General features: G+C 43.0%; 20 protein-coding genes. 10 read left to right on the top strand and 10 right to left on the bottom strand.

The genetic code is table 11. The annotated features are described in order from the left end of the window. Nucleotides 1-3 precede the first annotated feature (3 nt). From L4C35_RS07645 to L4C35_RS07635, 3 genes are all read right to left on the bottom strand, one after another. On the bottom strand, nucleotides 4-2649 hold the full coding sequence (locus L4C35_RS07645) for a beta-N-acetylhexosaminidase (protein WP_428462324.1): 2646 nt from the start codon (nucleotides 2647-2649) through the stop codon (nucleotides 4-6). Between the two features lie 336 nt (nucleotides 2650-2985). Then, nucleotides 2986-3471 (bottom strand): hypothetical protein, encoded by a 486-nt coding sequence (locus L4C35_RS07640; RefSeq protein WP_428462323.1) that lies wholly within the window; start codon nucleotides 3469-3471, stop codon nucleotides 2986-2988. 39 nt (nucleotides 3472-3510) lie between these two features. Then, nucleotides 3511-5466, bottom strand: a complete 1956-nt coding sequence (locus tag L4C35_RS07635) for an alkyl/aryl-sulfatase (protein ID WP_428462322.1) — start codon at nucleotides 5464-5466, stop codon at nucleotides 3511-3513. Nucleotides 5467-5851: 385 nt separating this feature from the next. On the opposite strand from L4C35_RS07635, the gene L4C35_RS07630 reads away from it, so the two are divergent. After that, the gene (locus L4C35_RS07630; protein ID WP_094958293.1) at nucleotides 5852-6340 is read left to right on the top strand and encodes a hypothetical protein; all 489 of its coding nucleotides are present in this window, start codon (nucleotides 5852-5854) and stop codon (nucleotides 6338-6340) included. 121 nt (nucleotides 6341-6461) lie between these two features. Here L4C35_RS07630 and L4C35_RS07625 read toward each other — a convergent pair whose 3' ends face one another. Beyond that, nucleotides 6462-7082 carry an alpha/beta hydrolase gene (locus L4C35_RS07625; protein WP_428462321.1) on the bottom strand — a complete coding sequence of 207 codons (621 nt, stop codon included), beginning with the start codon at nucleotides 7080-7082 and terminating at the stop codon, nucleotides 6462-6464. A 338-nt stretch (nucleotides 7083-7420) separates the two neighbouring features. Between L4C35_RS07625 and L4C35_RS07620 the strand changes: the two genes are divergently transcribed. The 3 genes from L4C35_RS07620 to L4C35_RS07610 are packed head-to-tail and all read left to right on the top strand — an operon-like array spanning nucleotide 7421 to nucleotide 11047. After that, complete coding sequence (locus L4C35_RS07620) at nucleotides 7421-8809, top strand: PqiA/YebS family transporter subunit (RefSeq protein ID WP_428462320.1); 1389 nt, start codon at nucleotides 7421-7423, stop codon at nucleotides 8807-8809. After that, complete coding sequence (gene pqiB / locus L4C35_RS07615; RefSeq protein ID WP_428462319.1) at nucleotides 8802-10451, top strand: intermembrane transport protein PqiB; 1650 nt, start codon at nucleotides 8802-8804, stop codon at nucleotides 10449-10451. The genes L4C35_RS07620 and pqiB overlap by 8 nt, the downstream gene beginning before the upstream one ends. Then, a complete protein-coding gene (locus tag L4C35_RS07610; RefSeq protein WP_428462318.1) occupies nucleotides 10451-11047 on the top strand; it encodes a PqiC family protein in 597 nt (198 codons plus the stop codon). Before pqiB ends, L4C35_RS07610 begins: the two co-directional genes overlap by 1 nt. 70 nt (nucleotides 11048-11117) lie before the next feature. Here L4C35_RS07610 and L4C35_RS07605 read toward each other — a convergent pair whose 3' ends face one another. Further along, nucleotides 11118-11330 (bottom strand): acetyltransferase, encoded by a 213-nt coding sequence (locus tag L4C35_RS07605; RefSeq protein ID WP_428462317.1) that lies wholly within the window; start codon nucleotides 11328-11330, stop codon nucleotides 11118-11120. 278 nt (nucleotides 11331-11608) lie between these two features. Here L4C35_RS07605 and L4C35_RS07600 point away from each other — a divergent pair, with 278 nt between their 5' ends. Beyond that, entirely contained in the window at nucleotides 11609-12517 is a 909-nt protein-coding gene (locus L4C35_RS07600; protein ID WP_428462316.1) for an ROK family protein, read from the top strand. A gap of 88 nt (nucleotides 12518-12605) precedes the next feature. On the opposite strand, the gene L4C35_RS07595 is transcribed toward L4C35_RS07600, so the two are convergent. Beyond that, nucleotides 12606-13838: a serine/threonine protein kinase gene (locus L4C35_RS07595; RefSeq protein ID WP_428462315.1), complete on the bottom strand. Its 1233-nt coding sequence runs from the start codon at nucleotides 13836-13838 to the stop codon at nucleotides 12606-12608. A gap of 552 nt (nucleotides 13839-14390) precedes the next feature. Here L4C35_RS07595 and L4C35_RS07590 point away from each other — a divergent pair. Further along, a complete protein-coding gene (locus tag L4C35_RS07590) occupies nucleotides 14391-15269 on the top strand; it encodes a helix-turn-helix domain-containing protein (RefSeq protein ID WP_428462314.1) in 879 nt (292 codons plus the stop codon). A gap of 88 nt (nucleotides 15270-15357) precedes the next feature. Here the strand turns inward: L4C35_RS07590 and L4C35_RS07585 are convergent, their stop codons facing one another. Both L4C35_RS07585 and L4C35_RS07580 read right to left on the bottom strand, forming a co-directional pair. Then, a complete protein-coding gene (locus L4C35_RS07585) occupies nucleotides 15358-16818 on the bottom strand; it encodes a sodium:solute symporter family protein (RefSeq protein WP_428462313.1) in 1461 nt (486 codons plus the stop codon). A gap of 11 nt (nucleotides 16819-16829) precedes the next feature. Continuing rightward, nucleotides 16830-17765 carry a DMT family transporter gene (locus L4C35_RS07580; RefSeq protein WP_428462312.1) on the bottom strand — a complete coding sequence of 312 codons (936 nt, stop codon included), beginning with the start codon at nucleotides 17763-17765 and terminating at the stop codon, nucleotides 16830-16832. Nucleotides 17766-18276: 511 nt separating this feature from the next. Between L4C35_RS07580 and L4C35_RS07575 the strand changes: the two genes are divergently transcribed. Genes L4C35_RS07575 through L4C35_RS07565 form a run of 3 tightly spaced genes read left to right on the top strand, consistent with a single transcriptional unit; the run spans nucleotide 18277 to nucleotide 21229 of the window. After that, nucleotides 18277-19425 (top strand): ABC transporter substrate-binding protein, encoded by a 1149-nt coding sequence (locus L4C35_RS07575; protein WP_428462346.1) that lies wholly within the window; start codon nucleotides 18277-18279, stop codon nucleotides 19423-19425. Next, entirely contained in the window at nucleotides 19422-20471 is a 1050-nt protein-coding gene (locus L4C35_RS07570) for a FecCD family ABC transporter permease (protein WP_428462311.1), read from the top strand. Before L4C35_RS07575 ends, L4C35_RS07570 begins: the two co-directional genes overlap by 4 nt. Next, nucleotides 20468-21229 carry an ABC transporter ATP-binding protein gene (locus tag L4C35_RS07565; protein WP_428462310.1) on the top strand — a complete coding sequence of 254 codons (762 nt, stop codon included), beginning with the start codon at nucleotides 20468-20470 and terminating at the stop codon, nucleotides 21227-21229. The genes L4C35_RS07570 and L4C35_RS07565 overlap by 4 nt, the downstream gene beginning before the upstream one ends. A gap of 87 nt (nucleotides 21230-21316) precedes the next feature. Here L4C35_RS07565 and L4C35_RS07560 read toward each other — a convergent pair whose 3' ends face one another. Further along, the gene (locus L4C35_RS07560) at nucleotides 21317-22357 is read right to left on the bottom strand and encodes a porin family protein (protein ID WP_428462309.1); all 1041 of its coding nucleotides are present in this window, start codon (nucleotides 22355-22357) and stop codon (nucleotides 21317-21319) included. Nucleotides 22358-22359: 2 nt separating this feature from the next. Further along, nucleotides 22360-22842 (bottom strand): hypothetical protein, encoded by a 483-nt coding sequence (locus L4C35_RS07555; RefSeq protein ID WP_428462308.1) that lies wholly within the window; start codon nucleotides 22840-22842, stop codon nucleotides 22360-22362. A gap of 113 nt (nucleotides 22843-22955) precedes the next feature. On the opposite strand from L4C35_RS07555, the gene L4C35_RS07550 reads away from it, so the two are divergent. Further along, nucleotides 22956-25625, top strand: coding sequence for a hybrid sensor histidine kinase/response regulator (locus L4C35_RS07550; RefSeq protein ID WP_428462307.1), 2670 nt, complete (start codon nucleotides 22956-22958; stop codon nucleotides 25623-25625). Nucleotides 25626-25720: the final 95 nt, after the last annotated feature.

Genomic DNA, 25720 nt, shown 5'->3' with positions numbered 1-25720 from the left:
TAATTATTTAACGTTTGTTACTCGACTAACACGTTCGCCTGTGAAAGATGCGGAACGAATTTGAACCTCACCCGCGACGGTTGGCTTGTTGCTATTGTCGTATTTAGCCCATGTTTTACCGCCATCGACAGAATACTCTAGCGTTACACCTGGGAAAGATACGTTCATGCTTAATTGACCATTGTTAATCTCAGCACCTGGGATAGGTAAACGGTAATCTATGCCTGCTCTTTCAAGTTTTGCGAGTTCACGTTGGCCCATAGTGTTCGCAAATTTCGTCCAATCAGTAAGTTGCGCTTGTTTGTTTACTCGGTTAGTTGCTTGTGAGTATTTAACACCTGCTTTGTATGCATTTTCCCAAGATGCCTCATGCCATGCACGCTCAGCAGCAGCTATTACACGCGGGAACACCATGTACTCGTATTGCTCATCAGTACGGACTGTTTCAGACCAAAGTTGAGCAGATAGGCCATAGAAAGGTTTCTTCGGGGTGACTGTACCTGCACTTTCAAAGCCGTTACCGTCACGATCTACTGATGTTTCCGCATTTTGAGGTAGATTTTCTGGCGCGAAACCAAACATTTTACGGGTATCGGTTGCACGCGTTGCCCAGTAGTAGCCACGCTCTTTTGCATCGACTTCGTATGGGAAGTCCATGTAAACGTAATCTGGGTTAGAGATTACGACGTCATAGCCTTTATCTGCCCACTCATAAGCTGACGCACCGCCGCCCCAGTACAGCGTATCCCAGAAGTTAGCACGCACTGACTCTGTTGCAAATGCATCTGCATTTTTCGAGTGTTTCAGGCCATCTTGCCACGCTTGGAAGTGTGGGATGCCTTTATCTGCAACAATTTTAGAGACTTGCTCGGCAAAGTGACTTGGCAAGTGCTCGAAATCTGCCACTTCACCGCTTGCGATAAGCGACTGACATTGTGGGGATTTGGCAAATGGGAAATCTTGTTTCGACAGGTCTAAATCACCTTTCCATGCGATTTTTTCTTTATCGTTGATATCTTGGAAACCCGCATGAAGTTTGATGTTTTTCGCTTCATCGCCACCGAAGTGCCATGTTGATAGCGGTACACCAGCAGCTTTGTGCATTGCCGCTACTTCAGTGATCACTTTATCGACAAAGGTTGCAGATGAATCTAGACACGGGTTGATGAAACTTTGTTTGTTGTAGAACTGAACCGTTGTCACGTTTGATTGGTCTTTTGGATCCATCAGGCGGTATTGGTTCGCTGCTTCCATTTTGCCTTCAGCTGCAAGACGAGCGTAACGCGCTTCCATCGACATTACTGCTGCACGTGAGTGAGCGGGCATATCTATTTCAGGGATCACTTCGATATTACGGTTTTTGGCGTATGTTAGAATTTCAACATAGTCTTCTGTTGTGAAGAAACCAGACCCAAAGTTATTTGAATCAGCGCCAGAGCCTAATTGAGGCAATAAGCAGCTTGTTTCTGATTCATCAAAGCAGCGCTTGCCACCAATATCGGTTAGTTCAGGAAGGCCAGGGATTTCTATACGCCAACCTTCATCATCTGTTAGGTGGAGGTGTAATTTGTTTAGCTTGTAAGCGGCCATTTGGTCCACAGTCGCTAAAATAGCGGCTTTCGAGTGGAAGTTACGTGCCACATCAACCATGACGCCACGGTATTCAAAACGTGGAGCATCTTGAATATTCAGGGTTGGAATTTCTGAGTTATCCAAGTTGACGAGCGCAAGTAACGATTGAACGCCGTAGAATGCCCCTGCTTCATCAAAAGCAACAACGGTTGTTTTACCTTGAGTAATATCAAGTTTGTATGCACCTGATACACCGTCTTTAAATTGATGCTTATTGACTGTTACCGATACTGGGTACTCGCCAGCGGTGTCTAGCCCTAATAATTCAGCACGCTGGTTTAACGCTGCAACTTGGTCTGCATCAATACCGCTGGCAGTAATAGAGATCCCGTTTGCTAAATTAACTTTCTTATAGGTTAGTGTGGTTTTTAAAGGTGTTGGAATAATATGGGTTGTGGCATCAACGGCTGTCACGTCAGCATTTTTTTCGAAACGAGTATTGGCTGTGGCGACGATGTTATTATCAGCAAGGGTACGTTTTAACTGAACACCGATAATTTCATCGACGTATTCACCCGTATCTTGCGTATCTAACGAGATAATATTACGTACTTCTGCACCTGGGGCTGTGACGAAAGCACCGGGCATAAAGTCAGTTTCAAAGAGTTGCCAGTATTCAGCGACCAAAGGGATCACCACTTCTTCGCCTGCCGTAAAACCATCAAATTTATCTGTCGGTTCTAGTTTATGTAAATCACCCGTTACGCGAGTAATTTTAAATTGATCATTCTCAACATCTAGAATTAAGCGGATGCTGTGAAAGTAGATTGTCCAATCTGTTGAATTAACCGCTTCACCCGTATTCGTTAGCGTCATGTTCACTTTGTTACATGATGCCCATTCGGCTTGAAGTTCTTTACAAGCAAGGCCGTCATCAGCGCCTTGATTAGTAATCACTGTGTAGTTTATATCAAGGTTTTCAGCCAGTTGATTAACTGTTGATTGCTCCGGCGACATAGACGAACAAGCCGTTAAGCTCGTCAGAACAACGCAAGAAAGAAGACTTCGTTTCAACATGATTCCATTCCTAACAAATAAAGAAATTAAATTTCAAATCTGGAATTAGAATACGAAAGTTTTTTAATATTAAAAATTAAGATAAATGGTATTTATGCTACTCATCACAAATAACTATAGGTTTGTGTGTGTTTATTTGAAATATTTAGACTTGCATCACCTTATTGGTTCATCTGTTTTACAGCAAATTTCCAAAAACAGATTTGGGATCTGCGATGCAGGTCTCATTATTGTTGGTTCTGTCTTTTATTTAGCTAAAAATGCCGACGTAAGTCATACTTTGAACTCTAAACAACTTAATTTATCTTTAAATAAAGTTTTAGCGCTGATGTGAAATTAAATACCAATGTTAATCATCTTACTTGCGCTTTCATTGGTATTAACTAGCCCCATCCTCATTGCTTGTGTAATAGAAATGTTCTTTGATACTAAATTGTCTAACGCTGACTCACTTAACATCAATACGACCTCACCATTAGGCGGTGGATCTGAGTGAATTTTTAGGGGGGTCCCCACTTGGTATTTTGACCATAATTGGCTATCGACAAGGTATATATGTACCTCATTGGGTAATAATGTAATTTGTTTAACAAAAAGCTGTAGCCACCAACTTGCACGTCGAAGCCCTTGTTGGCCTTCAAGCTTATCGGTTTGTGTTATTTGTTGCTGGCTAATTGCACGCTGTGTTGCTAACGCAATGCTTAGTGAACCAGGATAGCTTTCTGCAAAAGGGTTATTGAATTGCCCATCGTAAGAGCAAGCCCAAGCGGCTGAGCTTGCTCCTAATAATGAGAGTATCAATAATAGTGTTGATACTTTCATGTACACTCCATGTGTATGATTTTTAAGATAGAACAAGCCTTATGGTGTCACGATATTAAACCAGAAATTAAAGGTATCTAGCATGCCAACAAAGTCTTTAAAGACTTGTTCGTTGCCTTTGACTTTTATATCGCCATCAGCAATGGCTTTCTCTAATGTAATATTACCCAGTTGCACATCGTCGAGAGCGGCTTTCGTTAGGGTTAAGCTGACGTCAGGCTTATCTGTTAGCTTCTTCGTGTGGTTGAGGACTGAGTTCTCAACATACAGCGTATATTGTTGGTCTAAATCGGTGAAATCGATGTTGATAGCGAAGTCTTTACCCGCGGCTTTTTCTGGCAGAATACGTACTGCGAGATAATCAAATAACATCTCTGGTGGCATATTTTTGATGATATCTGGCGAGGCTGTGGTAGTGCCTCCCGCACTCGGTGTGCCATTGCGCAGTTCATAGGCACCTTGTAGATAGACTGAACGCCAAGGGCCTGATTCGGCTTGGTAGCCTAACTGCTCATATGTGTCTGCAAGTAGCATTTTGCCGTTTTTACTGTCGGGGTTAGCAAACACAACGTGCTTCATCACTTCAGCAACCCAGCGGTATTCTCCTTTATCAAAGTCGGCTTTGGCTTTGCTAATCGCAGCATCTTCACCACCCATATACTCAACGTATTTTTGGGCGGCATCGGCTGGTGGCAGGTTATTAAGGTCGGATGGATTACCTGAATACCAACCCATGTAGCGTTGGTACACAGCGCGGCTGTTATGGCGCAACGTACCGTAGTAGCCACGGGTACTCCAGTTTTTATCTAATGCATCAGGGAAATGAATAATTTCTGAAATTTCAGAACCGATATACCCTTGGTTCATCAAGCGCACGGTTTGATCGTGGGTGTACTTGTACATGTCACGTTGTTTTTTGAAGTAGTCGACAATATCGGCTTGTCCCCACAATGGCCAGTGGTGACTTTGGAACTTCACTTCTACTTCATCACCCCATGTTTCTATGGTCTCTTGGAGGTAACCAGACCATTTCAGTGCATCACGTACCTGGGCGCCACGAAGGGTGAGAATGTTATGCATGGTATTGGTGCTATTTTCTGCCATCCACAGGGCTTTTTTGTCGGGGAACCAAGTGTTTATTTCTGTAGGCGCTTCTGATCCTGGTGTGTATTGGAAGACCATCTTAATGCCATCGACAGTACGTTCATCGCCCGTTTTTTCAATAATATCGGTTGGTTTGATCAGGGTCGCAAGGCCGGTTGAGGTGGTTTGGCCTAAGCCACCATTCACACCACTGAATTCATCGCGAGGGAGTAGAGCACCATACATATAAATCGCACGGCGTCCCATCGCATTACCTGCAATAACATTTTCTGATACCGCATGTTCAGTAAAGCCATGAGAAGCAATAATGGTGACTTTGCCATCGATGACATCTTGTTCGTTAACAATACCGCGTACACCGCCAAAATGGTCAATATGGCTATGGCTGTACACAACCGCTACCACTGGTCGCTCACCAAGCTCACTGTTAATGAAATCTAATGCGGCCTTAGCGGTTTCTTGCGAAATGAGTGGGTCAAAAACAATCCAACCTGTTTTACCTTTGATGAAGGTAATATTGCTGAGATCATAGCCGCGAACTTGATAGATCCCATCGGTCACTTCAAATAAGCCATTAACCATATTGAGCTGGGCGTTACGCCACAGGCTCGGGTTTACGCTGTCAGGAGCGGGGTTTTCAAGGGTGATAAATTTTTTATAGGCTTCCAAATCCCAAACAACATCACCTTTTTCGTTCTTTATTGTCACAGTATCTTGCTTGGCAATAAGGCCGCGTTGTGCATCGTCGAAGTCTTTTTTATCTTTAAAGGGTAGGGTATTTAAAACGGTTTGGTTGGCATCTATGGTGGCTTGTGTTGCGGGCTTGGGATCAACCGCGTAGCTATGAAAAGCAATGACGGTTGTTAGCAACGCAATCGCGTAGTGCTTCATATTCACTCCTTTGAATGAGTCAGTGAGATCATAGTCAACACTAGTCAAGATTAAAAAATGTTCAAATTTTATGCATCTACGCGCACTTTGGCGTAATCAGCTTGGGTGTCAATCAGAACGGCGTGATGAAGGGGATGCAGGAGATCGAATGTTAGATCATTCTTTAACTCCGATTTAAAAGGTGCAGATAATTGGGTGATTTTGTTTGTCGGCAAGCAGGTCTATGTTTCTGGGGTTTTATGCAGCAATAAATACGAGCGAACAGCCAAACCTTGAAGCTCGTCACTCAATTTAACGTAAAAATTGATTAATCGCATGGTTATTGGCGCATTGAGTGCATACTGTGGCCAGTGAAAGCATTTATAGAAGTAATAAGGTTACGAATATGTCTGATGTACCAGTATCTGTAGTTAGTGCAGCTGAAGCAATCCAACCCGTAGCGGAGTCTTCAGGTTCAATTTGGGGGTATGTAGCAGGCGGTGTTGCTCTACTTGTCCTAGCTGGTTTCTTTGGCTATAAAAAAATTAATAAGCCAGCATTCATTATCAGTCAGGTACGTAAAAGAAACCTGAAAGAAATGAAGAAACAAGGTGTGGAAAGTTCTGAGTTTTCTATCGATCTTGATAAGCTACTTGATTCAGTACTTAACTACGCGAACGCGAACAATAAAACCGGTAATGATGTCGTTAAAATCATTAGCCCGCTGAACGATTCTAATCGTATTAAGAATCCTAGTGATATGTACAAAGCAATGATTCACATTGCAAATGAAATGAATGATGTTTCACTTGCACGTGAGTTTAAGAACAAGTCTAAAATGGTGAAAGCAAGTTCACCATTAATGGCGGGCCTGCTAAAACGCGCAGGTATCTAAGCGCTTAGTATCGAGCCTACTAAACTGTTTGCTCGTTCATGGTTCATGATTAAAAACCACTGCTTTTATGCGGTGGTTTTTTTATGCGTGTAGAACGGCTTAAATCAATAGTTGGTTGGTTTTACTTTGTTAGTACATGGAAATACTTCATTTCTTCTACTGTCATCCAATGCATGTTATCTGCGGGCGCTGCATCTAGGGTGTACCAATAAAAGTCAGGATTGATGTTTATTGTTTGGTAATAGTCTAAGTAACTCTGATGCTCTTCGTCATCGCGTGGGATTGTATTACCATTACGCCCATCGGATGAAGACCAGCTATGAACACCTATTTGTGGTGTGCTGTCTTCAGCTGTTCTTTCTACACCAGCCAAAAATAGGTCAGTGCCACCGCTGGCAACCATACCACCTGACATGATATGCGTTGTAATGCCATTTGCATGAATGACAGTTGATAACGCTAAGTTTGTTTCATCATCGGCACTACCTGGAATCGTTTTTATCTTAAAGGTATTCACGGAAGGAAAATGTTCTAGCATATTCTCAAATGCATTGAGTGAACCTGAGCAAATAACACCATCAAGTCTTGCTTCATTTACACTTGTGACGGTAAAAGTTAACGGCGGATCGCCCAGCAGCTCTGAATAACGGCATTGCGAAGTAAAGGTATTTGGATCACTTGATGTCGTATTGCAGCCCGTTAAAATGAAACTGAGGCAAAGCGCTAAGGTTATTTTATTCATACTATCCCTGTTATGTTGTTCGCTTTGTGTTTTTATAAAACATATAAAGCAAGCAAATGCTATGTAAATGATTTTAATTGAAAGGTGTTTTTTTGCAAGCGTAGCTTGTATTCTGATAAGGCGAGTTTTGGTCAAGAATGCGTTATTTTGATAGGTGATTTATCTATTAGCTGATACATTTTGCGAAATTGAGCGATAGGCCACAATAGCTTGTGTACTGCGTTGACTCATCTGAGGTCGTAATTGCAGAAGCAATTATGACTATCACAAATTGCTACAAATATACTGAACAAATCTTTTCTATAATAAGATCACTTATTTATCATATAGGTTAAGTCATGACGTATCGTTTTTCGACAGAGGCCAAACTCGCTTGTGAAGAGTGTGGACTTGTTATGTCTGTGCCCGAGCTTCACGAAGGCGATAAAGCATCATGCCCACGTTGTCATCATGGTGTGGTGAAACAGATACATCAGCCGTTTCAACGGCCCATGGCTTTTGGCATCGCGACCTTAGTCATGTTAGCGCTTAGCGTTAGTTTTCCATTTATGTCGTTTAGCGTACAGGGTTTGAATCAGAACATTACCTTGTTACATGCCGCTCAAATGCTCCAGCATTTTGAAAACAGCTTATTGGCTCTTTTGCTATTACTGACGGTTATTGTATTGCCGGGTTGCTTTATTGTGATGGTGATGTACTTATACCGTCAGGCTCGCCATATTCAGCAAGGCAAATACGCTAAAACGAATAAAAAAACGGTTAAACGCATAGCTAGAATGCTTTCCCATATTGAACCTTGGTTGATGGTCGATGTTTTCCTGATTGGCGTTTTGGTGAGTTTAATTAAAATTGCTTCCTTGGCCGATGTGGGTTTAGGCATGTCATTTTGGGCATTTTGTATTTATACCGGTTTAGTGGTTAAGTTTGTCTCTATGGTGGATCGCACATGGTTGTGGCACCACATTGACCCTTTACAGGCTTTGGCAGGTGTGAAGGAAGGAGACAGCCATATCTCGGGGAATCATGAGAGTTGCCATGTTTGCGCCCAACTGAATCCGCCGCTAGATGTGGCTGTGGTGCATAAGCACACCAAGTGTTATCGCTGTGGTAGTCGATTACACCCTTATGATCCGACGGCGAGTTTACAGCGGGCGTGGGCATTATTGCTGACCTCTATGGTGTTTTATATTCCCGCGAATTTATACCCTATGATGTATACCGTAAGTTTAGGGCAAACCGAGGGTTCGACGATCATGGGTGGGGTGGTATTGCTATGGAAGCTAGGTTCTTACCCCATCGCATTTGTGATCTTTTTTGCCAGTGTGATTATCCCTCTAGCAAAAATGATGGCGCTAGTGTGGCTGTTTGTTCATGCTAAGCGCGGTAATCAAAGCTCAGCCCAGCAAGCGATTCAAAGCTTAAAGATCTATCGAATGACGGAATTTATTGGCCGTTGGTCCATGATTGATATTTTCGTGGTCGCTATTTTGGTGGCTTTAGTACAGCTGCAAAATTTGATGGCGATATTCCCTGGCCCTGCCGCATTATCCTTTGCGGCCGTGGTGGTGTTTACCATGCTATCAGCAATGAGTTTTGACCCTCGAGTCTTCTGGACTCAAACATCATGCTCCAATGAAGCACAACCAATGACCTCAAATTCAGCTATTCAACGTAACGGCAATGATGATGTGTTATTGCCTGTCAATGAGAACAAACACTATGAGTGATAACAAGCCAGCGCAGGCTGAAGTACAAAAAACGAAACAGTTTTCAACCATATGGTTGGTGCCGTTAGTGGCTGTTGCTATTGGTATTTGGATGCTAATTCAGTTTGTCGGGAGTAAAGGCCCGACAGTGACCCTGACCTTAAAAACAGCAGAAGGGATCGAAGTTGGTAAAACTGAAATAAAATCCTTGAATGTAAAAGTCGGGGTGATCACTGGCGTTAAGCTAAGCGATGATTACACCTATATTACTGCGACGGCTCAGATGAACAAAGATGCTGCTCGTATGTTGAAAGAAGATACATTGTTTTGGGTGGTGAAGCCGCGCATTGGCAAAGAGGGGATCTCAGGATTAGATACTTTGCTCTCTGGTGCTTATTTAGAACTTCAACCTGGTCGGGCTGAAAAAGAAAAATTGGATTTCACTGTGCTGGACACGCCTCCCGTTGCTCCGCCCGATGCAAAGGGGCTTCGCATAGTATTAACACACCGTGAAGCGGGCAAGTTAAGCATTACCGATCCTGTATTATATGAGGGGTTCACGGTTGGGCGAGTGGAAAAAGTCAGCTTTGATCCTGCAACTAAAAAAGCGAATTATCAGCTTTTTATCTTCCAGCCATACGATAGCTTGATCCGTAAACATACTAAATTTTGGCTAAGTTCTGGCGTCGATTTACAAATGTCTGCGGAAGGTTTTAACTTGAAAATTGGCTCGGTAGAGTCTCTGATCACCGGTGGCGTGAGTTTCCGAGTTCCTAAAGGTGCAGAGCCTGGTGAGCAAGTCACTAAACAACAAGCACGGTTCAAGTTGTACAGTAATTTCAAGCAAGTAAGAGAGCGTGTGTTCGATCAGTACTTAGAATACGTGATGATGTTTGATGAATCTGTGCGAGGGTTAAATGTTGGTGCACCTGTTGAATACCGTGGTATCCGCATTGGTACGGTGAAGAAAGTGCCATTGCATTTACCCTCAAAAGAACAAGGCTTTTCGACTAAACAGATCCCTGTATTGGTGCGTATTGAGCTTGGCCGAGTCTATAAAAATATTGGTGCTGCCGATCTACAGGCACTAAAAAAGAGCTTATTTAACGAATTTGATAAAGGCTTACGCGCTACGTTGAAAACAGGCAGCTTTTTAACTGGGGCCTTGTTTATTGATACTGAAGTGTATGAAAATGCGGATAGATACCCGATCAAGCATTACGAACAATACGATATTTTCCCAACCCAAGCGGGCGGCTTTGCTGAAATTCAAAAGCAAGTCACGACCTTGTTGGATAAATTTAATGATCTACCGTTAGAAGAAACATTAGGCTCACTCAATAACAGCTTAATTGCGTCTCAAAAGACCTTACGTTCAGCACAAACTGTGGCGGATTCACTCAATAAGATCCTTGAGCAAAAAGATACACAAGCGATCCCATCGGATGTGCGTAAGAGCTTGCAAGAGATCCAAACGACGCTGAATGGCTTTGGGCCAGATGCTGCACCGTATCAGAATTTAGAACAAGCGATTGCGCGATTTGAGAATGTATTAGCAGAGCTCGAACCTGTACTACGACAAGTGAACGAAAAACCAAACGCGTTAATCTTTAGTAGTGAACAAGCGAAAGATCCTGTTCCAGTAGCAAAAGGACAAGAATAATGAAAACATGGTTAGTCGGTGGAATGACAGCGATCGCCTTGCTCAGTGGGTGCAGCAGTCAGCCTGAAGTGACGCGTGCTACCTATTTATTGCCACCCACGTCTAGTTCTGTGGTGGCTGCGAATCCGACTCCGCTTGGGCAATCCCAAGCTTTGCTGGTGGTGCGCCCTGTCGAAATGGCGGCGCATTTAGCGGGAATGGGGTTGGTATACCAAGTGAGTGAGACGGAAATTGTTCAAGCTCAGCAAAATACTTGGGCAGACAGTATTGCTCAGCAGCTCACTCGACGCATTACTGCGGACTTGCGGGCTAAACAAAAACGTTATTGGCCCAGTGAATTAACCCCTGCCATGTCGTCGGCAGGGCAAGCCAAGTTACAAGTTAAATTTACCCAGTTTAATGGACGTTATACCGGCAATGCCGCGCTCAGTGGTGAGTACTTAGTGATAGATAAAGAGGGTAAATTGCAAGGTGTTTACCCGTTCCAACTGCAGGTGCCGTTGGCGCAATCTGGTTACGATGCACAAGTCAGTGCACTGTCACAAGGTGTTGATCAGTTAACAACACAGATTGCTCAACGGTTAATGGCCAAATAGCACCTATTTCGTATAGGTATAAGCTTGAAGCCAAGCTCGAGTTATTTGCTCGTACGCAGCAAATAACGGGTTATGGCTTCATACGGTAGTACCCATTTATCCAGCACTCTGGCAGATCTTCACCAGAAGGAAATGCCAGTTGCTGTTTATCAATCGCCACAGGATCTGCGAGATCTTCTCCTGATTGATATTGCACAGTAACGTGCTGGGTAAATGGATTGACCAGTGACGACATATCAACCACATCGACTAAATCCCCACTACGCATTTCTTTCAGAAACATAACATTGCCCCTTTATTGCAGACAGTTAAACACTATGGCGAAAACCCGATTGTGGAGATAGAGGTTATCGCATCGCGTTGTATCCCTAATTATGGTTGATATTTGTCTAACTGCGACTTCTTGTCTTTTTTAGCGTATGCACGTGTCTTTTTAGGTGTAATAGCCTGCTTAGTTTATTCGTCAGTTCACGATTTTCATCGCCCCTTTTCGTTTATTGTTCGTAGTTGCTTATGCTATGTAAATCAGTGAACTATAGCGTTATAGATGGTGGCGATAGTATGGAGAAATTCAACTGGGGTATCGATCTTGGTGGTACTAAAATAGAGTGTGCTGTCCTCGATAAAGTCACAGGAAAATGTGTGTTAAGAGAGCGGATAGCCACAGAGCGGGAGCAAGGTTATCAACATATTTTGTCGCAAATTCAGCGCCTTGTTTTGCGATGTGCCGATAGCATTGGCAGTTATCCTGACAAAATTGGCTTTGGAACCCCTGGGACGTTAGATCCGAATACGCAGGTGATGAAAAACTGTAATTCTACCGAGCTCAATGGCCAGCCGTTAGATGCCGATTTACAGCAATTACTTAATGTAACTGTGGTACTGGCTAACGATGCGAATTGCTTTGCGCTGGCGGAATCACGGTTAGGCGTTGTGCAGACCATCAATCCACAGGCGGAACTTGTGTTTGGGATTATTATGGGCACAGGTGTTGGCGCGGGGGTTGTGGTTAATGGCAAAGTATTACAAGGGTGTCATGGCATTGCAGGTGAGTGGGGGCACAATGTATTAGACCCGCAGGGGGAGGCTTGTTACTGCGGTAAGCGAGGGTGTGTTGAAACCGTGTTATCAGGGCCGAGGCTAGAAGCGTATTATCATCAACTCTCAGGGACAGCGTGTCGTCTACCTGAAATCGTTACACGCGCGAAACAGCAAGAACCTGCTGGATTGCAAACCTTAAACAGGTTAGTCGAGCAGTTTGGTTTAGCGGTCGCATCCATTATCAATGTGCTGGATCCTGAGGTGATAGTGATTGGTGGCGGCGTGGGTAATATTGATTATTTGTACGAAAAGGCAGAAACGGCGATATTACCGCATTTATTTAACCCGACACTCGCTACACGTATTGTTAAGCCCACTTTAGGCGATAGTGCTGGTGTCTTTGGTGCGGCTATGTTGGTGATGGATTAGCTGCGTTACACTGAATATACCCCTTCGACCAATAAAAAATGGCTTCCGAAGAAGCCATTAACACCACGTTTTAACTAGTAAATGACGACTAGTATTCCCAGTGCTCAATACTATGAGCGCCAGTGAATTGGTTAGCGAAGTAATCTTCACATGTACCTTCACGCCATACATCGGCTGTTGCACAGTGTAGACCGCCGCCAAACGCGTAAGCATCACGTAGGTCAACAGGAATAACTTCAAAGCCAAGCTTATCAAATTGTTCCATTTGTCCTGTTTCAGACGCTTCCACACACACAGTTTTATGGTCAAGAATTAAGGTGTTCATTGATAACCATGTGCTTGAGTAACATAGCGGTGGTGGGTTGTCCCATGCAGGACTAACTGCTTCAACGATTTCCCAATCATTTTTCTCAAAGATTTCGCGTTGGCCTTTGAATAACGGACGGTTAGGGTTTAGCAGCATCAGCCCTGGACGTAGCGGACAGAAAGTTGCATCAATATGGATAGGGTGGTTATCTTCAAAGCTTAGTGTGTGAACACGGTAGCCTTGAGCTTCATATTTACGTTTAATCCAACGGATACCAGCAAGGTTAGTGGTTAAGCCGTGTTGAACGAAGATATCTTTACCTAAACGCATGACGTCAGCCGCATCAAACAGGATATCTGTTTCTTTAGTGCTGTATTCTTTACGTAGTGAACGCTCCATGGTTTCTTCGTCAGAAAGGTATTCGTAAGCAGCAACATAGTCCATACGGAAGCTATCGTCAGATAGGCGAGGACGTGGTGCTTGCTCAATCATACATTCGTTGTCTGATTCGAAGTATTCACGTAGTAGATCAACGTATGCTAGATATTCGAAGTAACGGCTACGGAAGCTCATTGGCGCCATCAGAATGCTTTTACCCATAGTTAATAGGCAATCACGAGGCGGCATAACACCAAAGCCTGAGCTGATAGAGAAATCAGGAGTAGTAATGCGTTCGTGCCAGTCAACAGCACCTGGGCGGTCAACGGTTATACCGCGAGTCTCTAATATTTTCGCGAAGCCATTTAGGCATTCATTCGCACGGTCGATAGATTCTTGAGTACGACGGCCCGCTTTACTGCCACGCATTGGCGAATCAGCTGGGATTTTTTCATTACTTGCTGGGCAAGCTTCTGGAATATGTTGGTTATCCGCAATACCTACAATAACGTGACGAAGTGGATCGAAGTCATTGTAAGATTCAACGTGAAGGCCTTGGCGAACATAAGGTACACCAGAATCTTTTCTTTCTAGAGGTTGAGAGGCATTTGGATATAGATCGTTGGAAACACTCATTGCAAAATCTCCAATAACATAATAATTAAATTATATTTTGATTGCTGATAAATAGTCCTTTAGGCCGAGCGAAATCAATAAAACAAATAAGCCGTAAGGTATTCAATTAGGTGAAGCTTTTAGGTTGATGAGCTATTTAGTGTTGCTCTTCAATGACATTAATATCTCGCGAAACGGGGGCTTATAATAGTCAATTGATGCCGAAGAATGACGTTTTTATGCCGATATATCGATAGTTTTAATTACAACTTTAAATGCACAATTCATATTGGTGCTTCTAACTACAAAAAATCACATGTTGACGATGTGCCTTTTTTGTTAAAGCTATGAGTTGGCGAAAACACTAAGAATTCCTTGTTGAGCAAAATATTACTCCAATAATTATTTATAAATATTATCTCATCTATCACAAGGTGCAGATAATTTGGTTGAATATCACATTTCTTGTTTCGATGTCTTGGTGTTTATTTATCTATTGAGTAAATATGAAGAGTACAACGAGGAGGTACGAACATGTGTCAACGTGTTATCGCAAATACGCCAAAGTTCCTGATGTTTGATTTACAAAAAGTAGAAGAAACGGAACATATGATTTTTGGCGCAGACTACATACTTATCCGGCCGAAAACCTCTGGCTGTACGCTGCATTTAGCGAATACTCACTATCGTTTAAGGGCTTGTCAATTAGTGCTTTTGGCGCCATTTAATCCCTTTAGATTAACGTTAGATAGCACCCATAAAGCGGGCTCAACAGATTGTGACGTACTGCATTTTCGCTTAAATGCACTTGGTCAGACGTTTGTTGATAGCGTACAGTTTAAAACGATCAAAAATATGCTTGATGAGTCTCGAAGGGGCTTATTATTCGAAGGGTGTCAGAATAATGAAATTCATGCATTACTTAACAATATGGAGAATACATTTGAGTTCTCACAGGTGTTGAGCTTACTTAGTCTATTAGAAAATCTATCGCAACTTTCACCTCGGCGCTATTTAATTGATAACTCATTTGAGGTCAGTAATATCAAACGAACAGAAAGTCGTGTGCAAATGGTGCAAGACTATATCGCTGAAAATTTAGCTGAATCAATATCGGTGACTGTATTGGCTGAAAAGCTGCATATGGCAGACAGTACCTTTTCGCGCTTTTTCCATGCAAATTTAGGTATTACCTTTCGACAATATTTAATCGAGCAGCGTGTTCGCCAAGCCGCTCGTTATTTAGTTTCTACTGACTGGACAATTGCACGTATAGGATCAGAAGTCGGTTTTTCATCGCTATCTAATTTTAATTCTAAATTTAAAAGTTTATTGCAGATGACGCCAAGACAATATCGCTCTAATCATGTCGATATGCGAAAAGATATAGAAAGTAGTCGTGCAGTCGAAGGGCAATTGCAAAAACAGTTCGCAGAAGCAACAGTTGAATGACGAGTTGAGTATTTGATTAAAGGCTATAAATAATAAAAAACGCTATCGAAATGATAGCGTTTTATTTTGGTGATATTACAACCATTAATTAATGGCTAGAGATTGATATTGTTTCATTTTGATAACTACATGCTTTTGCTACTACCCAGTAAGTTGTGCAGGCAAGAGCCGATGAATAAAGTGGGGCTTCAACCCAACCTAAATCAAATTGTAAAAAGAAAATTAAGCCAGTGATAAAACCTACAATTATTGAAGATAGCGCTGCGTAAATATTAGCGGGAATGAAGTGAGCTAATAAAGTTGGTGCGACCAGTGCAGCCATTAGAGTACCTGAGCCTAAAATTGCGAGCATCGACAACATAAATGGTGGGGCATAAACCATAGCAAAAAAACCTACCGCGCCTAACGCCCACACTGAAGACCGATTGAGTATTAGCAACGCTTTATCTGACAAGCGACATTGAGGCCAAATAGCTTGGCGCAAATCATGCGAGACAGACCCTGCAATTGCATGAAGTACCGAGTTTGCCGTGGATTTCATGGCAAATAATATAAAGAGCGTCACAACAGATGAAACGGCAGGTGATAGGAACTGAGCAAGGAAAACGGGCATGGCTTGATCGGGGTTTTCTAACCCTGGGACTTTTAACCGCGTATATAAACCTGCCAGTGGAACAAGGCTGAGCAAGCAAGCAATTGGTGTCATGTAGGCGGCAACATGGTGTAACTTGGTTGTTTTGGCTAATGCCATAAAGCGGACGGACATATAGGGAAGGGTGGCGCTATAAATGAAAGCGTAGGGTAAAACCATAAAGACATGCCATGGGGTGGAACCATAAGGCCCTGAATCGTCTGGCGCTAAAAGGTGCGGGTCTATCGCATTTAAACCGGTAATAATTTCACTGGGCGATAAGTCAGCAAAAATGGTTACAACAATAATCAACGCAGAGACACACATGCCTACGACCATGAAGGCATCAGTAAAAGCGACAGCAGCAAGTCCGCCAATAGAGGTGTAAAGAATGATGATGCCAACCATCAAGAGTGAAGCACTTTGGTTATCTATCCCTAACCACTGACCTGCCAGTAAGCCCAAAGCTTTAATTTGTCCGACTAGAAAGACCATCAGTAGCAGTATTGTGATACCAGCAGCGAAAGCTTGCGTCAGGCGCTTTACAGAGTCAGGCCCTTGATGACTACGTGCGATATATTCAGGTATGGTTAAACTGCCCATAGTTTGCGCTTTCTGGTGAAGAAAACGGGCACAGAACAGTACAGCAAACACCATGGCTGGCGCGAAGAAAAAGTTACCTAATAATTCAATAGCACCGTATTTGTAGGCAACACCAGGGGAGCCCATAAAGCCCCAACCTGAAAAGCCTGTTGCGACAATAGTTGCTGCACCTATGAAAGGGCCGAGGCAGTTGGCGGCCAATAAAAAGCCACCTTCGCCTTTACGTGTTTTCATGATGCGGTTACTAAACAGTGCGAGTCCAACCATGATGATCACCGTCACCAAGAGCAGTACCCAATTAAATGAGGTGATCATAGTTGTTATCCTTAGCCGTTAGCTTGCGCGTTTTTCATTGAAGCATGTTTTTTCGCCATGCTTATGACAATTTCACCCATACCACCACCAATCACCAAGATGCCACCGACGGTTTGTAGCATGGTGAGTGATTCACCAAACATGGCAATACCAATGCCTGCGCCAACGACGGTTTCAAGGTAAGACACACAAGCCAATTCTGCAGCCTTTAAGTGCTTGGCGGCAATGGTAAGCAGGGTGAGGGCACCAAAGCCAATAAAGAAGCCCATCGCCAGTAACCATACCCACGAAGATGCGTCCATTTCAGCGAGTGATGGTGGCTTGATCATGAAGCAAATAGCGATAGCAAGTGCGCCAGAAGTAAAGTTGAAGAAGGAACGAGAATCTGAACTGACATCGGTGCGGTAGCGGCTAAAGAACAGGTACAAACCGTAACCAAAACCAGATGCTAACCCTAGCATATCGCCAATAAAGGTCTCTTTAGAAAAAGACAGTGACATAGTTAAACCGCTGGTTGCGTCGTAACTAATGATGCCAATAATGAACAAACACCCGATAAATACCGCAGTGAGTAAACTTGCGGTGAGTGCTGATATTTTTTCTTTAAGAAAAACAGCCGCTAAGATGGTAGAGAAGACTGGACCTGTGTAGATAAGAAATACGGCATTAGCCAGTGTTGTGTATTGCGTTGAGGAGACATAAGCAGCTAAACATAGCCCCAAACATGCACCACTAAGAATAACCGTGGGTGATAGCTTAGTGGATTTTATAAGGTGTGTTTTACCTTGATGATACATGAGAGCAAAAATACAGATTGCTCCCACTGCCATACGAGTGAAAGCGATAACATCACCGCTGGTATTTATGTTTCTTGCAAAAAGCCCAACACAGCCCATGAGTGCCGCTGACACGATCATGGTTGCGTAGCCCAATGTTTTGGTATTCATGACTTGCTCCTTTGATTAATTTCATTAGGCTGGCCACCAAGCATTCCACCACCGGTGATCTGGTAATAGCCGTAGATAGTAGCTACCACCACACATAGGACGAGATTTGCCACTATAAACGCATCGACTGACCAATATCCTGTTAGCATTTTCGTTCCCTCTTTCAAGGCTTATAGCAACACTTAACCCGTTATACGGGCTTGCATGTTGTGATTGCATTTAATACTGATTGATAGGTAGGGGGATAACTAGCCGAAACCTGCCGTTAACTTGCTAATTGCTGCTCGACAGAATAAAAGTGTGAACAAGCGAAGATACGAAATGAGACGTGCCGATATGCAATCATGTGGAAGCGACCTGTGATTGGCAGTGGTCGCGAGATGGGTCATAAAGGAGGGGTAAGGGATCTTTTTGGTAGACTAATATTCCAATAAATGGCATTTATAATAATAACTGTTCTCATTATTATTCGTGAATAAAATTCCCTCAAAGGATATTCACTTTGCTCAACATAACTAAAACAATCCTCACTATCGCAGTTGGCTCACTGTTTTCTGTATCAACGTTTGCTGCAGATTACCCAATAACCGTTACCGATGTTGCGGGTAGAACGGTCACTTTTGATCATCAACCAGAACATATCGCGTTATCATCCGCTCGTGTATTTCCGTTATTAGAAATTATTTACCAACAAGAGGCCGCGAAGCATCTTGTCGCCGCGCGTGACGATATGCGCATGTCTGCCCCGAGCATGTATGCAAACTATCTTGAGCAATACCCATCATTGGATACTGTGCCTGTTATTGGCAAAATAAAATCAGGGGAGTTCGATACTGAGCGCTTTATTAATTTGAAGCCAAAACCCGATCTTTTTATTGTTGATGTTTCCAATATAAAGTTGGCACAAGAGAAAGGATTATTGGAAAAGCTCGATCACGCTGGTATCAAAACCCTTGCGATCGATTTTCGTGAAAACCCATTAGAAAATACGGTTAAATCGGTTGAAGTTGTTGCACAAGCGGTTAATCGCGCGGAGAAAGGTGAAGCCTTTGCTAATTACTACAATCAGCATGTTGCTTCGATAAAGCGCGCTCTAGCTCAATATCCAGGTGCAAAAAACAAGCGTGTTTTCATTGAGCGTGCCGCTGGGTATGAAGCATCATGTTGTCGTACTTTTGCCACAGGCAATATGGGCGCATACATTCCTTTCTTAAAAGCTACCAACATTGCGATCAAGCCGTTGAAAGGCGCGAATACTGGCCAAATGTCGCCAGAAACTGTGATTACGGCGCAGCCAGATGTCTACATTATGCAAACAACAGGTTGGATCAATAAAGATGGTCAACCTACCCATGGTATTCCTCTTGGCTATAGCCCGAATGAAAAAGCGATTCAGAAAGCAACGCAAAGCTTAATGGATCGCAGCTGGTTGAAAGCGCTAACGGCTTATCAAAACAATGATGTGTATTCGATTTACATGCCCTTCTATAACTCGCCATACAACTTGGTCGCAATGGAATATTTTGCTAAGTGGTTGCACCCTGAAGTTTTCACGGCATTAGATCCAGAAAAGACATTTGAAGAAATGAACCTAAAGTTTGGTGATCGCCAAGTCAGTGGACAGTTTGGTCAAAACAATGCAGAGGCGATGACAAAGTGAATGCCTTGCAACTTGAGTTAAACGCTCACTTTGCTCGTAATAATAAAAAGAAGGTTGCTTTGGCAGCCTTCTTTATTCTGAGCATAGTGTGTGTCATTGCTGATGTACTTATTGGTTCGCAAGGGTTGACGTTGGGTGCTGTGATCCAAGCGATTTTCGACCCTGCTCATGCTTCCATCGCCAGTAAGATCATTGTGTGGGATATTCGTATGCCAATGTCGTTGATGGCACCGTTTATCGGAGGGGCCCTCGCGCTGGCTGGCGCCCAAATGCAAACAACGTTGAATAACCCACTGGCAGATCCTTATACCTTTGGCGTGTCAGCTGCGGCAGGTTTTGGTGCTTCACTCGTGATCACCAATGTCGTGGCCATTCCTTTTATTCCTGAGCAATACCAAATTGCGGTCATGGCATTTGTGATGTGTTTGCTCACCACGTTACTGATTGCCGGCATATCCTCAGCGAAAAGAGTCTCAATTGAAGGGGTGATGCTATTTGGTGTTGCTGTCATGTTTGCCTACGACAGTTTGTTAACCATGATGCAGTACATTGCCAGTGAAACGCAGTTGCAGACGTTAGTGTTTTGGCAAATGGGATCGCTCGATCGTGGTAGCTGGGAGAAAATTGCGATTCTGGCGGTTGTGTTACCTCTTGTACTCATCATTATGATGAAAGATGCGTGGCGTTTATCGAGCCTAAAAATAGGTACCGAGCGTGCAGAAGCCATGGGAATTAATGTTAAGAAGCTAAGAATGAAAACCTTGTTTTTAGTCTCTGTGATTACGTCGCTATCTGTGTCTTTCGTCGGCGCAGTCGGTTTTGTTGGCCTGGTGGCACCGCATATTGCTCGCATGGTATTGGGGGAAGATCAACGCTTCTTCTTACCTGCCTCTTTTCTTGTCGGCGCGGTCTTGTTGGAATTAGCGTCCATTGCCAGTAAAGCCATCATGCCGGGGATTATTCTGCCGCTGACCGTCGTGATGTCGATTGTAGGTATCCCGTTTTTTATCTTTTTGATTATTAAAAAGGGAGGGCGTTTCGGATGAGCCTAACAATTAGCCAAGTATCGGTATCCTTTGGTAAGCAAAATGTCTTAAATAACCTCACTATCCCCACCATTATAGATGGGGAAATGGTGGCATTAATAGGTAAAAATGGGGCAGGTAAATCGACCTTATTACGTCAAATGACAGCCTTACTTCGTCAGCAGTCACCGTATCAGCCGCAGCAAATTCAGTATTGTGATCGGCCGTTAACGCTGGATGATATTGGCTACCTACCACAGGATCACCGTATTAGCGCCTGTATTACAGTGATAGAGCTATTGATCACCACTCTTAATATCGACTCGACATCGCTCATGGCGAAAAAAGAGAGTGCACGAAAGGGGCTAACTCTGTTAGAAGAGATGGGGATCCTGCATTTAGCGAATAAAAATTGTATTGATTTGTCGGGTGGTGAAAGCCAAATGGTGGGACTTGCACAAGCGATCATTAACCGACCTAAAGTCTTGTTGCTTGATGAACCGACATCGGCATTGGACATGCAAAATCAGTTACGTTTGCTTAACTATGTCCAGCATTATGCTAAAACCAGTAATGCCTGTGTACTCATGGTGATCCACGATTTGAACCTTGCAATCCAATACGCCGATAAAATTGCAGCATTGCATCGAGGGGAGTTGTTCGCATTTGATAAGCCAAGTAACGCCATCACATCGCAACTCATTTGGGATCTTTTTGACGTTGACTCACACATCATCACAGTTGATCAGCGACCCGTGGTAGTCATGAAAAGTCATTAATCTAGCTCTTGCTCAAATGTTATATGTAAAAGCCCAGCAGTGTAAGCTGGGCTTTGTTATATGGGGTAGTTCTAGGAGGGTAAAGTCTTAGAACACAAAGTTGATCATGAGCGTATAGGCTTGCACATCTTTATCTTCTTGTAGGGCGATAGGCGGTATAACGAACTGTCCATCTTTACCTTGGTCGTAACGTTCTTGCGGTAAGTAGACGCCTTGCCACTCGGCATTGAGCGATATTTGAGGGGTGACATCGTAACGCACGCCTGCAGTGATGCTCTTGGTATAGCGGCGTTCGTGACTTTGCCCATAAGTGACATAAGGGGTAAAAGCGTCATAACTGTAACCTGCCGAAACATACCAGTTAGTTTGTAGTTTATCGTGCTCAACTTCTGCCATGAATAGCCACTGATCGAGTGAGTATTCGCCGCCGAGTGTGAAAATATTCATATTTTCAGAGGGTGCACCGTTTTGCTCGAATTTTGTGTACATGTATGCCGAGTGAAGACGGTAATTGAAGCCAGTGATTTCTGCTGATAATCCAGCCATGAAGTCGGTTTCGAAAATGAGCTCATAGGTACCTAGCTTGGTCTTATTTTCACGACCAAAGCCGTAAAATGGCATGACTGATGCTGTTAACTCATCTGATACTGATTTCTCCCACCGTAAAGAGAAGCCATCATAAAAGGTAAAACCTAAAATACTGTCATATACCTCTTGAGGGGGACGAGCCCATGTATAGGCTTGGCCGACATAGTAGTATTCAGATGCAAGAAATAATGGCAGACGTAAACGACCACCATTAACGGTGAGCTCATTAATCTCATAACTTAAATAGGCCCACTCAATTTCAGGATTTGACCATTTATCTTGTGGTCGTTTTACGACTTGTAAAGATGCGTTCAAGGCTTCTGTAATGGTGTAGTCGGCTTGGATACCAAAAATGGTGTCACAGTCGTAGCAAGTTTCGTCAGTGATTTCACGATGGATAAATAATGGTGTTGTATTATTCGACTTAGCAATAGAAGTCGAGCCGAAACCACTAATCGAAAAATCATCGGTAATATCAATGGCAGCGAATGAGGATAAAGGCATCGCTGCTGCTACAAGAAGGGGATATTTTATGTTCATGCTTACTCTCCTTGTAAGACGGTAATCAGAATATTAGCATTTTCAGGAACAGTACTAATTGGCGCGTAGGCAATCCCATTTGGGTTTTGATTGAGCCATTCAAGAATGTCCTTGATATCATCACTATTAAGTTCTGCTGGTGGCTTCCCCTTACCAGAAAACGATAACGATGCCCAATATCCATTCATTTGTGATACCGACTTGCCTAAAAGCATGTCGTAAAACTCTTCTCGGTGAATCGAGTTCTCTGGTAAATCAACCAGAACGATTTTTATGCTGCCATTTAATTTTTTTGTTCTGCCTTTATAAAGCATTCGAGCTTTACTTTTGCTTAGTTGTGGAATGTCTTTATTCATCGAAAAAACGGCAAATTCGACATCTTCAGCGGCTTTATTATTGGCAAATGCAGAAAGGGATAACCCAAGGGAAAAGCTCGTAATTAAGAGCTTTGTCACAATAGGTTTTAGGTTAAGTCCATTATTCATTAATTATTTACCATTCATCCTGAATTAGTCCTAGTATTGATGATAGTTTACACTTGTGTAACTACAAATAGACATTTAAAAAAGGTGTTCAGGTTCACGTTCAAGGAGAAGATATGAGCCTACTGAATCGGATTTCGATTAAATCGAGGCTACTTGTTCTCGTTATTCTACCATTGGCTTTTATGAGCATTTTCGCAGGGTTAGAGATCCAAAGCCTCTATAAAAACGTCAATGCGTTAAACATGCTTATCACCCGTGTGAGTTTATTGGGTGAGACCTCAGCTTTCTTATCTGAAGCGCATTTACTGAAAACGCAGATGCAAAATGAGACATCGAGTCCAAATCTTAATTCCATGCCGAACGACCTGAATAAAAAGGTCACAAAACTACAGCTACTCGTCCCTGATGCATTCACAACAAAAGAAGCGAATTCTGCCAATGTATTGGTCGATGACTTATCTGATGCAGTATCTGAATTCTCGGCAATACACCAAGAAGACTTGTTAGATTGGTCTGCGTGGATTGACGAAACATTAACTAGCATATTAACCAGCTTAGAAAAGTCACCATTGATCATTAATAATAAAAAAGTCGAACAAAATCTGGGTGTCTTGTATCAGCTCAATTGGTTGTCGTTCTGGTCTCAGCAAGAGAATTGGTATATTCGCCAGTTGCTACTGACGCCAGATCTGACAGATGAAATCAAACCAGAATTAATGAGTGTCATTCAAAACCAACAGCTTTATATCGACCGCTTTATTTCAATTAATGCCGATCCTCAGCAAATCGAATTGCTGAAAAAAACCTTCTCTGATCCTGCGTTCGCGAACAGCTTCATTTTGCGTGAAGGGTTATTAGGTGGTGGTGTATCTCAAGATGCGGTTGCCGTCGGTCTAAAAGCCTTGGATGAACGCTATAACTTAATTCAATTTGTTGTCAGTAAAGTAGGCCAGCAACTCGTTTCTGAAATCCACACTACAATAGCCAATGCTAAAGTGAAGATGGCTATTCTTACCAGTGCAATCTTACTCACATTGATAGTGTTAACTATTTTAGGGGTAAACTTAGCGAAACGTATTATTCAATATTTGGGGCGTGTAATTAAAACCATGTCAAAAATTGAAGAGTCGAGTGATCATGCTGTGAAGGTGAAAGAGGATGGACGTGATGAGTTTACTTTATTTACGCAAAAGCTGAATGTATTAATTGATGAACGTTATCATAACCAAGCGAAAATGTTGCAAGCGAAAGAAGAAGCTGAGAATGCCAATGTCGCCAAAAGTGCTTTCCTTGCCAATATGTCGCACGAGATCCGTACGCCGCTAAACGGCATCATTGGTATGTCATCAATATTGTCGGATACCGATCTCAATCCCTCTCAGTCAGAGTACCTGCAAATTATCGAAACATCCTCACAGACCTTATTGCTACTGATTAACGATATTTTAGATCTTTCTAAAATTGAATCAGGCAACTTAGTTATTGCGCCGACGGAATGTAATGTCCGTGAAGTCGCGTACGACACCATGTCGATTGTGATGGCAAAAGCGTCGGAGCAAAACTTAGCCCTGAAAGTCGATATTGCGCCTGATGTCGCGGCGTTAACTATGATTGATGAGCATCGTTTACGCCAAATTCTGATGAACCTGATGTCGAATGCGGTGAAATTCACCTTATCGGGATCGGTGACCTTGTCCGTTACTCAGCAGATGAAAGAGAACGGTCAGGCGGCGATTCGGTTTGCAATCATAGATACAGGGATTGGCATCGCCAAAGACAAGCAAGCACAAGTATTTGCGCCATTTACGCAGGAAGATGGTTCAATTACGCGCCAGTTTGGCGGGACAGGTTTAGGCTTGGCTATTTGTCGTCAGCTTGTTGAGTTGATGGACGGTGATTTAGCGTTAGATTCTGAAAAAGGCAAAGGCAGTACCTTCCACTTCACGATAGATGTTGATGTTGTGAAAGCCCAAGCGCCGAAAGTAGCAGACTTACAAAACGTGAAGACGTTAATTGTGACCAATGAGGTGGGTTATGCCGATGCATTAAGAGCGCAGTGTGTTGAACATGGCCTTGCTGTCGACGTTGAGACGGTGATGAGTAATGTTGAGCGTGCTTCAAATTACTATGATTTGATCTTGTTCTGTCAGAGATCGTTGATCCGCACAATCGATACCATAGCAGAAATTAAGGCGGTAAAATCACCCGCTGCTGTCGTGGTATGTACCAGCAACAGTGATGAGCAATATGATTTTGGTGCACATATTGATGGTGTGATTAGCGCCCCCTTGTTTGGTCGTCGCTTGGTAAAAGCAACCAGCCAAGCCTTGAAAAAAATGCAAGAACATCATAGAAAAGTTCAAGCAGAACAGGGTGTCACTGTCGATGCTGAAGTCTGCGTGAAGGATGTGGTACTGGTCGTTGAAGATAACCTTGTGAATCAAAAAGTTGCCTCGCTGTTTTTGAAGAAAGCGGGCTATGATTTTGAGTTAGCAAATAACGGTCAAGAGGCAGTAGATGCGATAACGCAAGGTAAGCAGTTTAAAGCTATTTTGATGGATTGCATGATGCCTGTAATGGATGGTTTCTCTGCGACAGAAGCGATTCGTGCTTGGGAAGGGAAAAATGAAAAATCACGATTGCCAATAATCGCATTAACAGCCAGTGTGCTCGATCAAGACATTGATAAGTGCTTTGAATCGGGGATGGATGATTATGTGGCTAAACCATTTAAGAAAGACGTATTGTTAGATAAGCTCGATAAACTTAACGAAGTTGCTTAGCGGAGTAATAACCGTTGAGTTTGGTGTTATCAGTAAAGCCACCGTAGAAGTAATAACGCTACGGTGGCTTTTTTCTCGGTACAACTTACTGTTTA

It is taken from the genome of Photobacterium kagoshimensis (assembly GCF_050337045.1).
Classification (GTDB): domain Bacteria; phylum Pseudomonadota; class Gammaproteobacteria; order Enterobacterales; family Vibrionaceae; genus Photobacterium; species Photobacterium kagoshimensis.
This window is presented reverse-complemented; position numbering and strand designations above follow the sequence as displayed.

Coding starts and splice junctions, on each gene's coding strand:
- L4C35_RS07645 (WP_428462324.1), bottom strand. CDS start 2,649: ATGTTGAAACGAAGTCTTCTTTCTTGCGTTGTTCTGACGAGCTTAACG.
- L4C35_RS07640 (WP_428462323.1), bottom strand. CDS start 3,471: ATGAAAGTATCAACACTATTATTGATACTCTCATTATTAGGAGCAAGC.
- L4C35_RS07635 (WP_428462322.1), bottom strand. CDS start 5,466: ATGAAGCACTACGCGATTGCGTTGCTAACAACCGTCATTGCTTTTCAT.
- L4C35_RS07630 (WP_094958293.1), top strand. CDS start 5,852: ATGTCTGATGTACCAGTATCTGTAGTTAGTGCAGCTGAAGCAATCCAA.
- L4C35_RS07625 (WP_428462321.1), bottom strand. CDS start 7,082: ATGAATAAAATAACCTTAGCGCTTTGCCTCAGTTTCATTTTAACGGGC.
- L4C35_RS07620 (WP_428462320.1), top strand. CDS start 7,421: ATGACGTATCGTTTTTCGACAGAGGCCAAACTCGCTTGTGAAGAGTGT.
- pqiB (WP_428462319.1), top strand. CDS start 8,802: ATGAGTGATAACAAGCCAGCGCAGGCTGAAGTACAAAAAACGAAACAG.
- L4C35_RS07610 (WP_428462318.1), top strand. CDS start 10,451: ATGAAAACATGGTTAGTCGGTGGAATGACAGCGATCGCCTTGCTCAGT.
- L4C35_RS07605 (WP_428462317.1), bottom strand. CDS start 11,330: ATGTTTCTGAAAGAAATGCGTAGTGGGGATTTAGTCGATGTGGTTGAT.
- L4C35_RS07600 (WP_428462316.1), top strand. CDS start 11,609: ATGGAGAAATTCAACTGGGGTATCGATCTTGGTGGTACTAAAATAGAG.
- L4C35_RS07595 (WP_428462315.1), bottom strand. CDS start 13,838: ATGAGTGTTTCCAACGATCTATATCCAAATGCCTCTCAACCTCTAGAA.
- L4C35_RS07590 (WP_428462314.1), top strand. CDS start 14,391: ATGTTTGATTTACAAAAAGTAGAAGAAACGGAACATATGATTTTTGGC.
- L4C35_RS07585 (WP_428462313.1), bottom strand. CDS start 16,818: ATGATCACCTCATTTAATTGGGTACTGCTCTTGGTGACGGTGATCATC.
- L4C35_RS07580 (WP_428462312.1), bottom strand. CDS start 17,765: ATGAATACCAAAACATTGGGCTACGCAACCATGATCGTGTCAGCGGCA.
- L4C35_RS07565 (WP_428462310.1), top strand. CDS start 20,468: ATGAGCCTAACAATTAGCCAAGTATCGGTATCCTTTGGTAAGCAAAAT.
- L4C35_RS07560 (WP_428462309.1), bottom strand. CDS start 22,357: ATGAACATAAAATATCCCCTTCTTGTAGCAGCAGCGATGCCTTTATCC.
- L4C35_RS07555 (WP_428462308.1), bottom strand. CDS start 22,842: ATGAATAATGGACTTAACCTAAAACCTATTGTGACAAAGCTCTTAATT.
- L4C35_RS07550 (WP_428462307.1), top strand. CDS start 22,956: ATGAGCCTACTGAATCGGATTTCGATTAAATCGAGGCTACTTGTTCTC.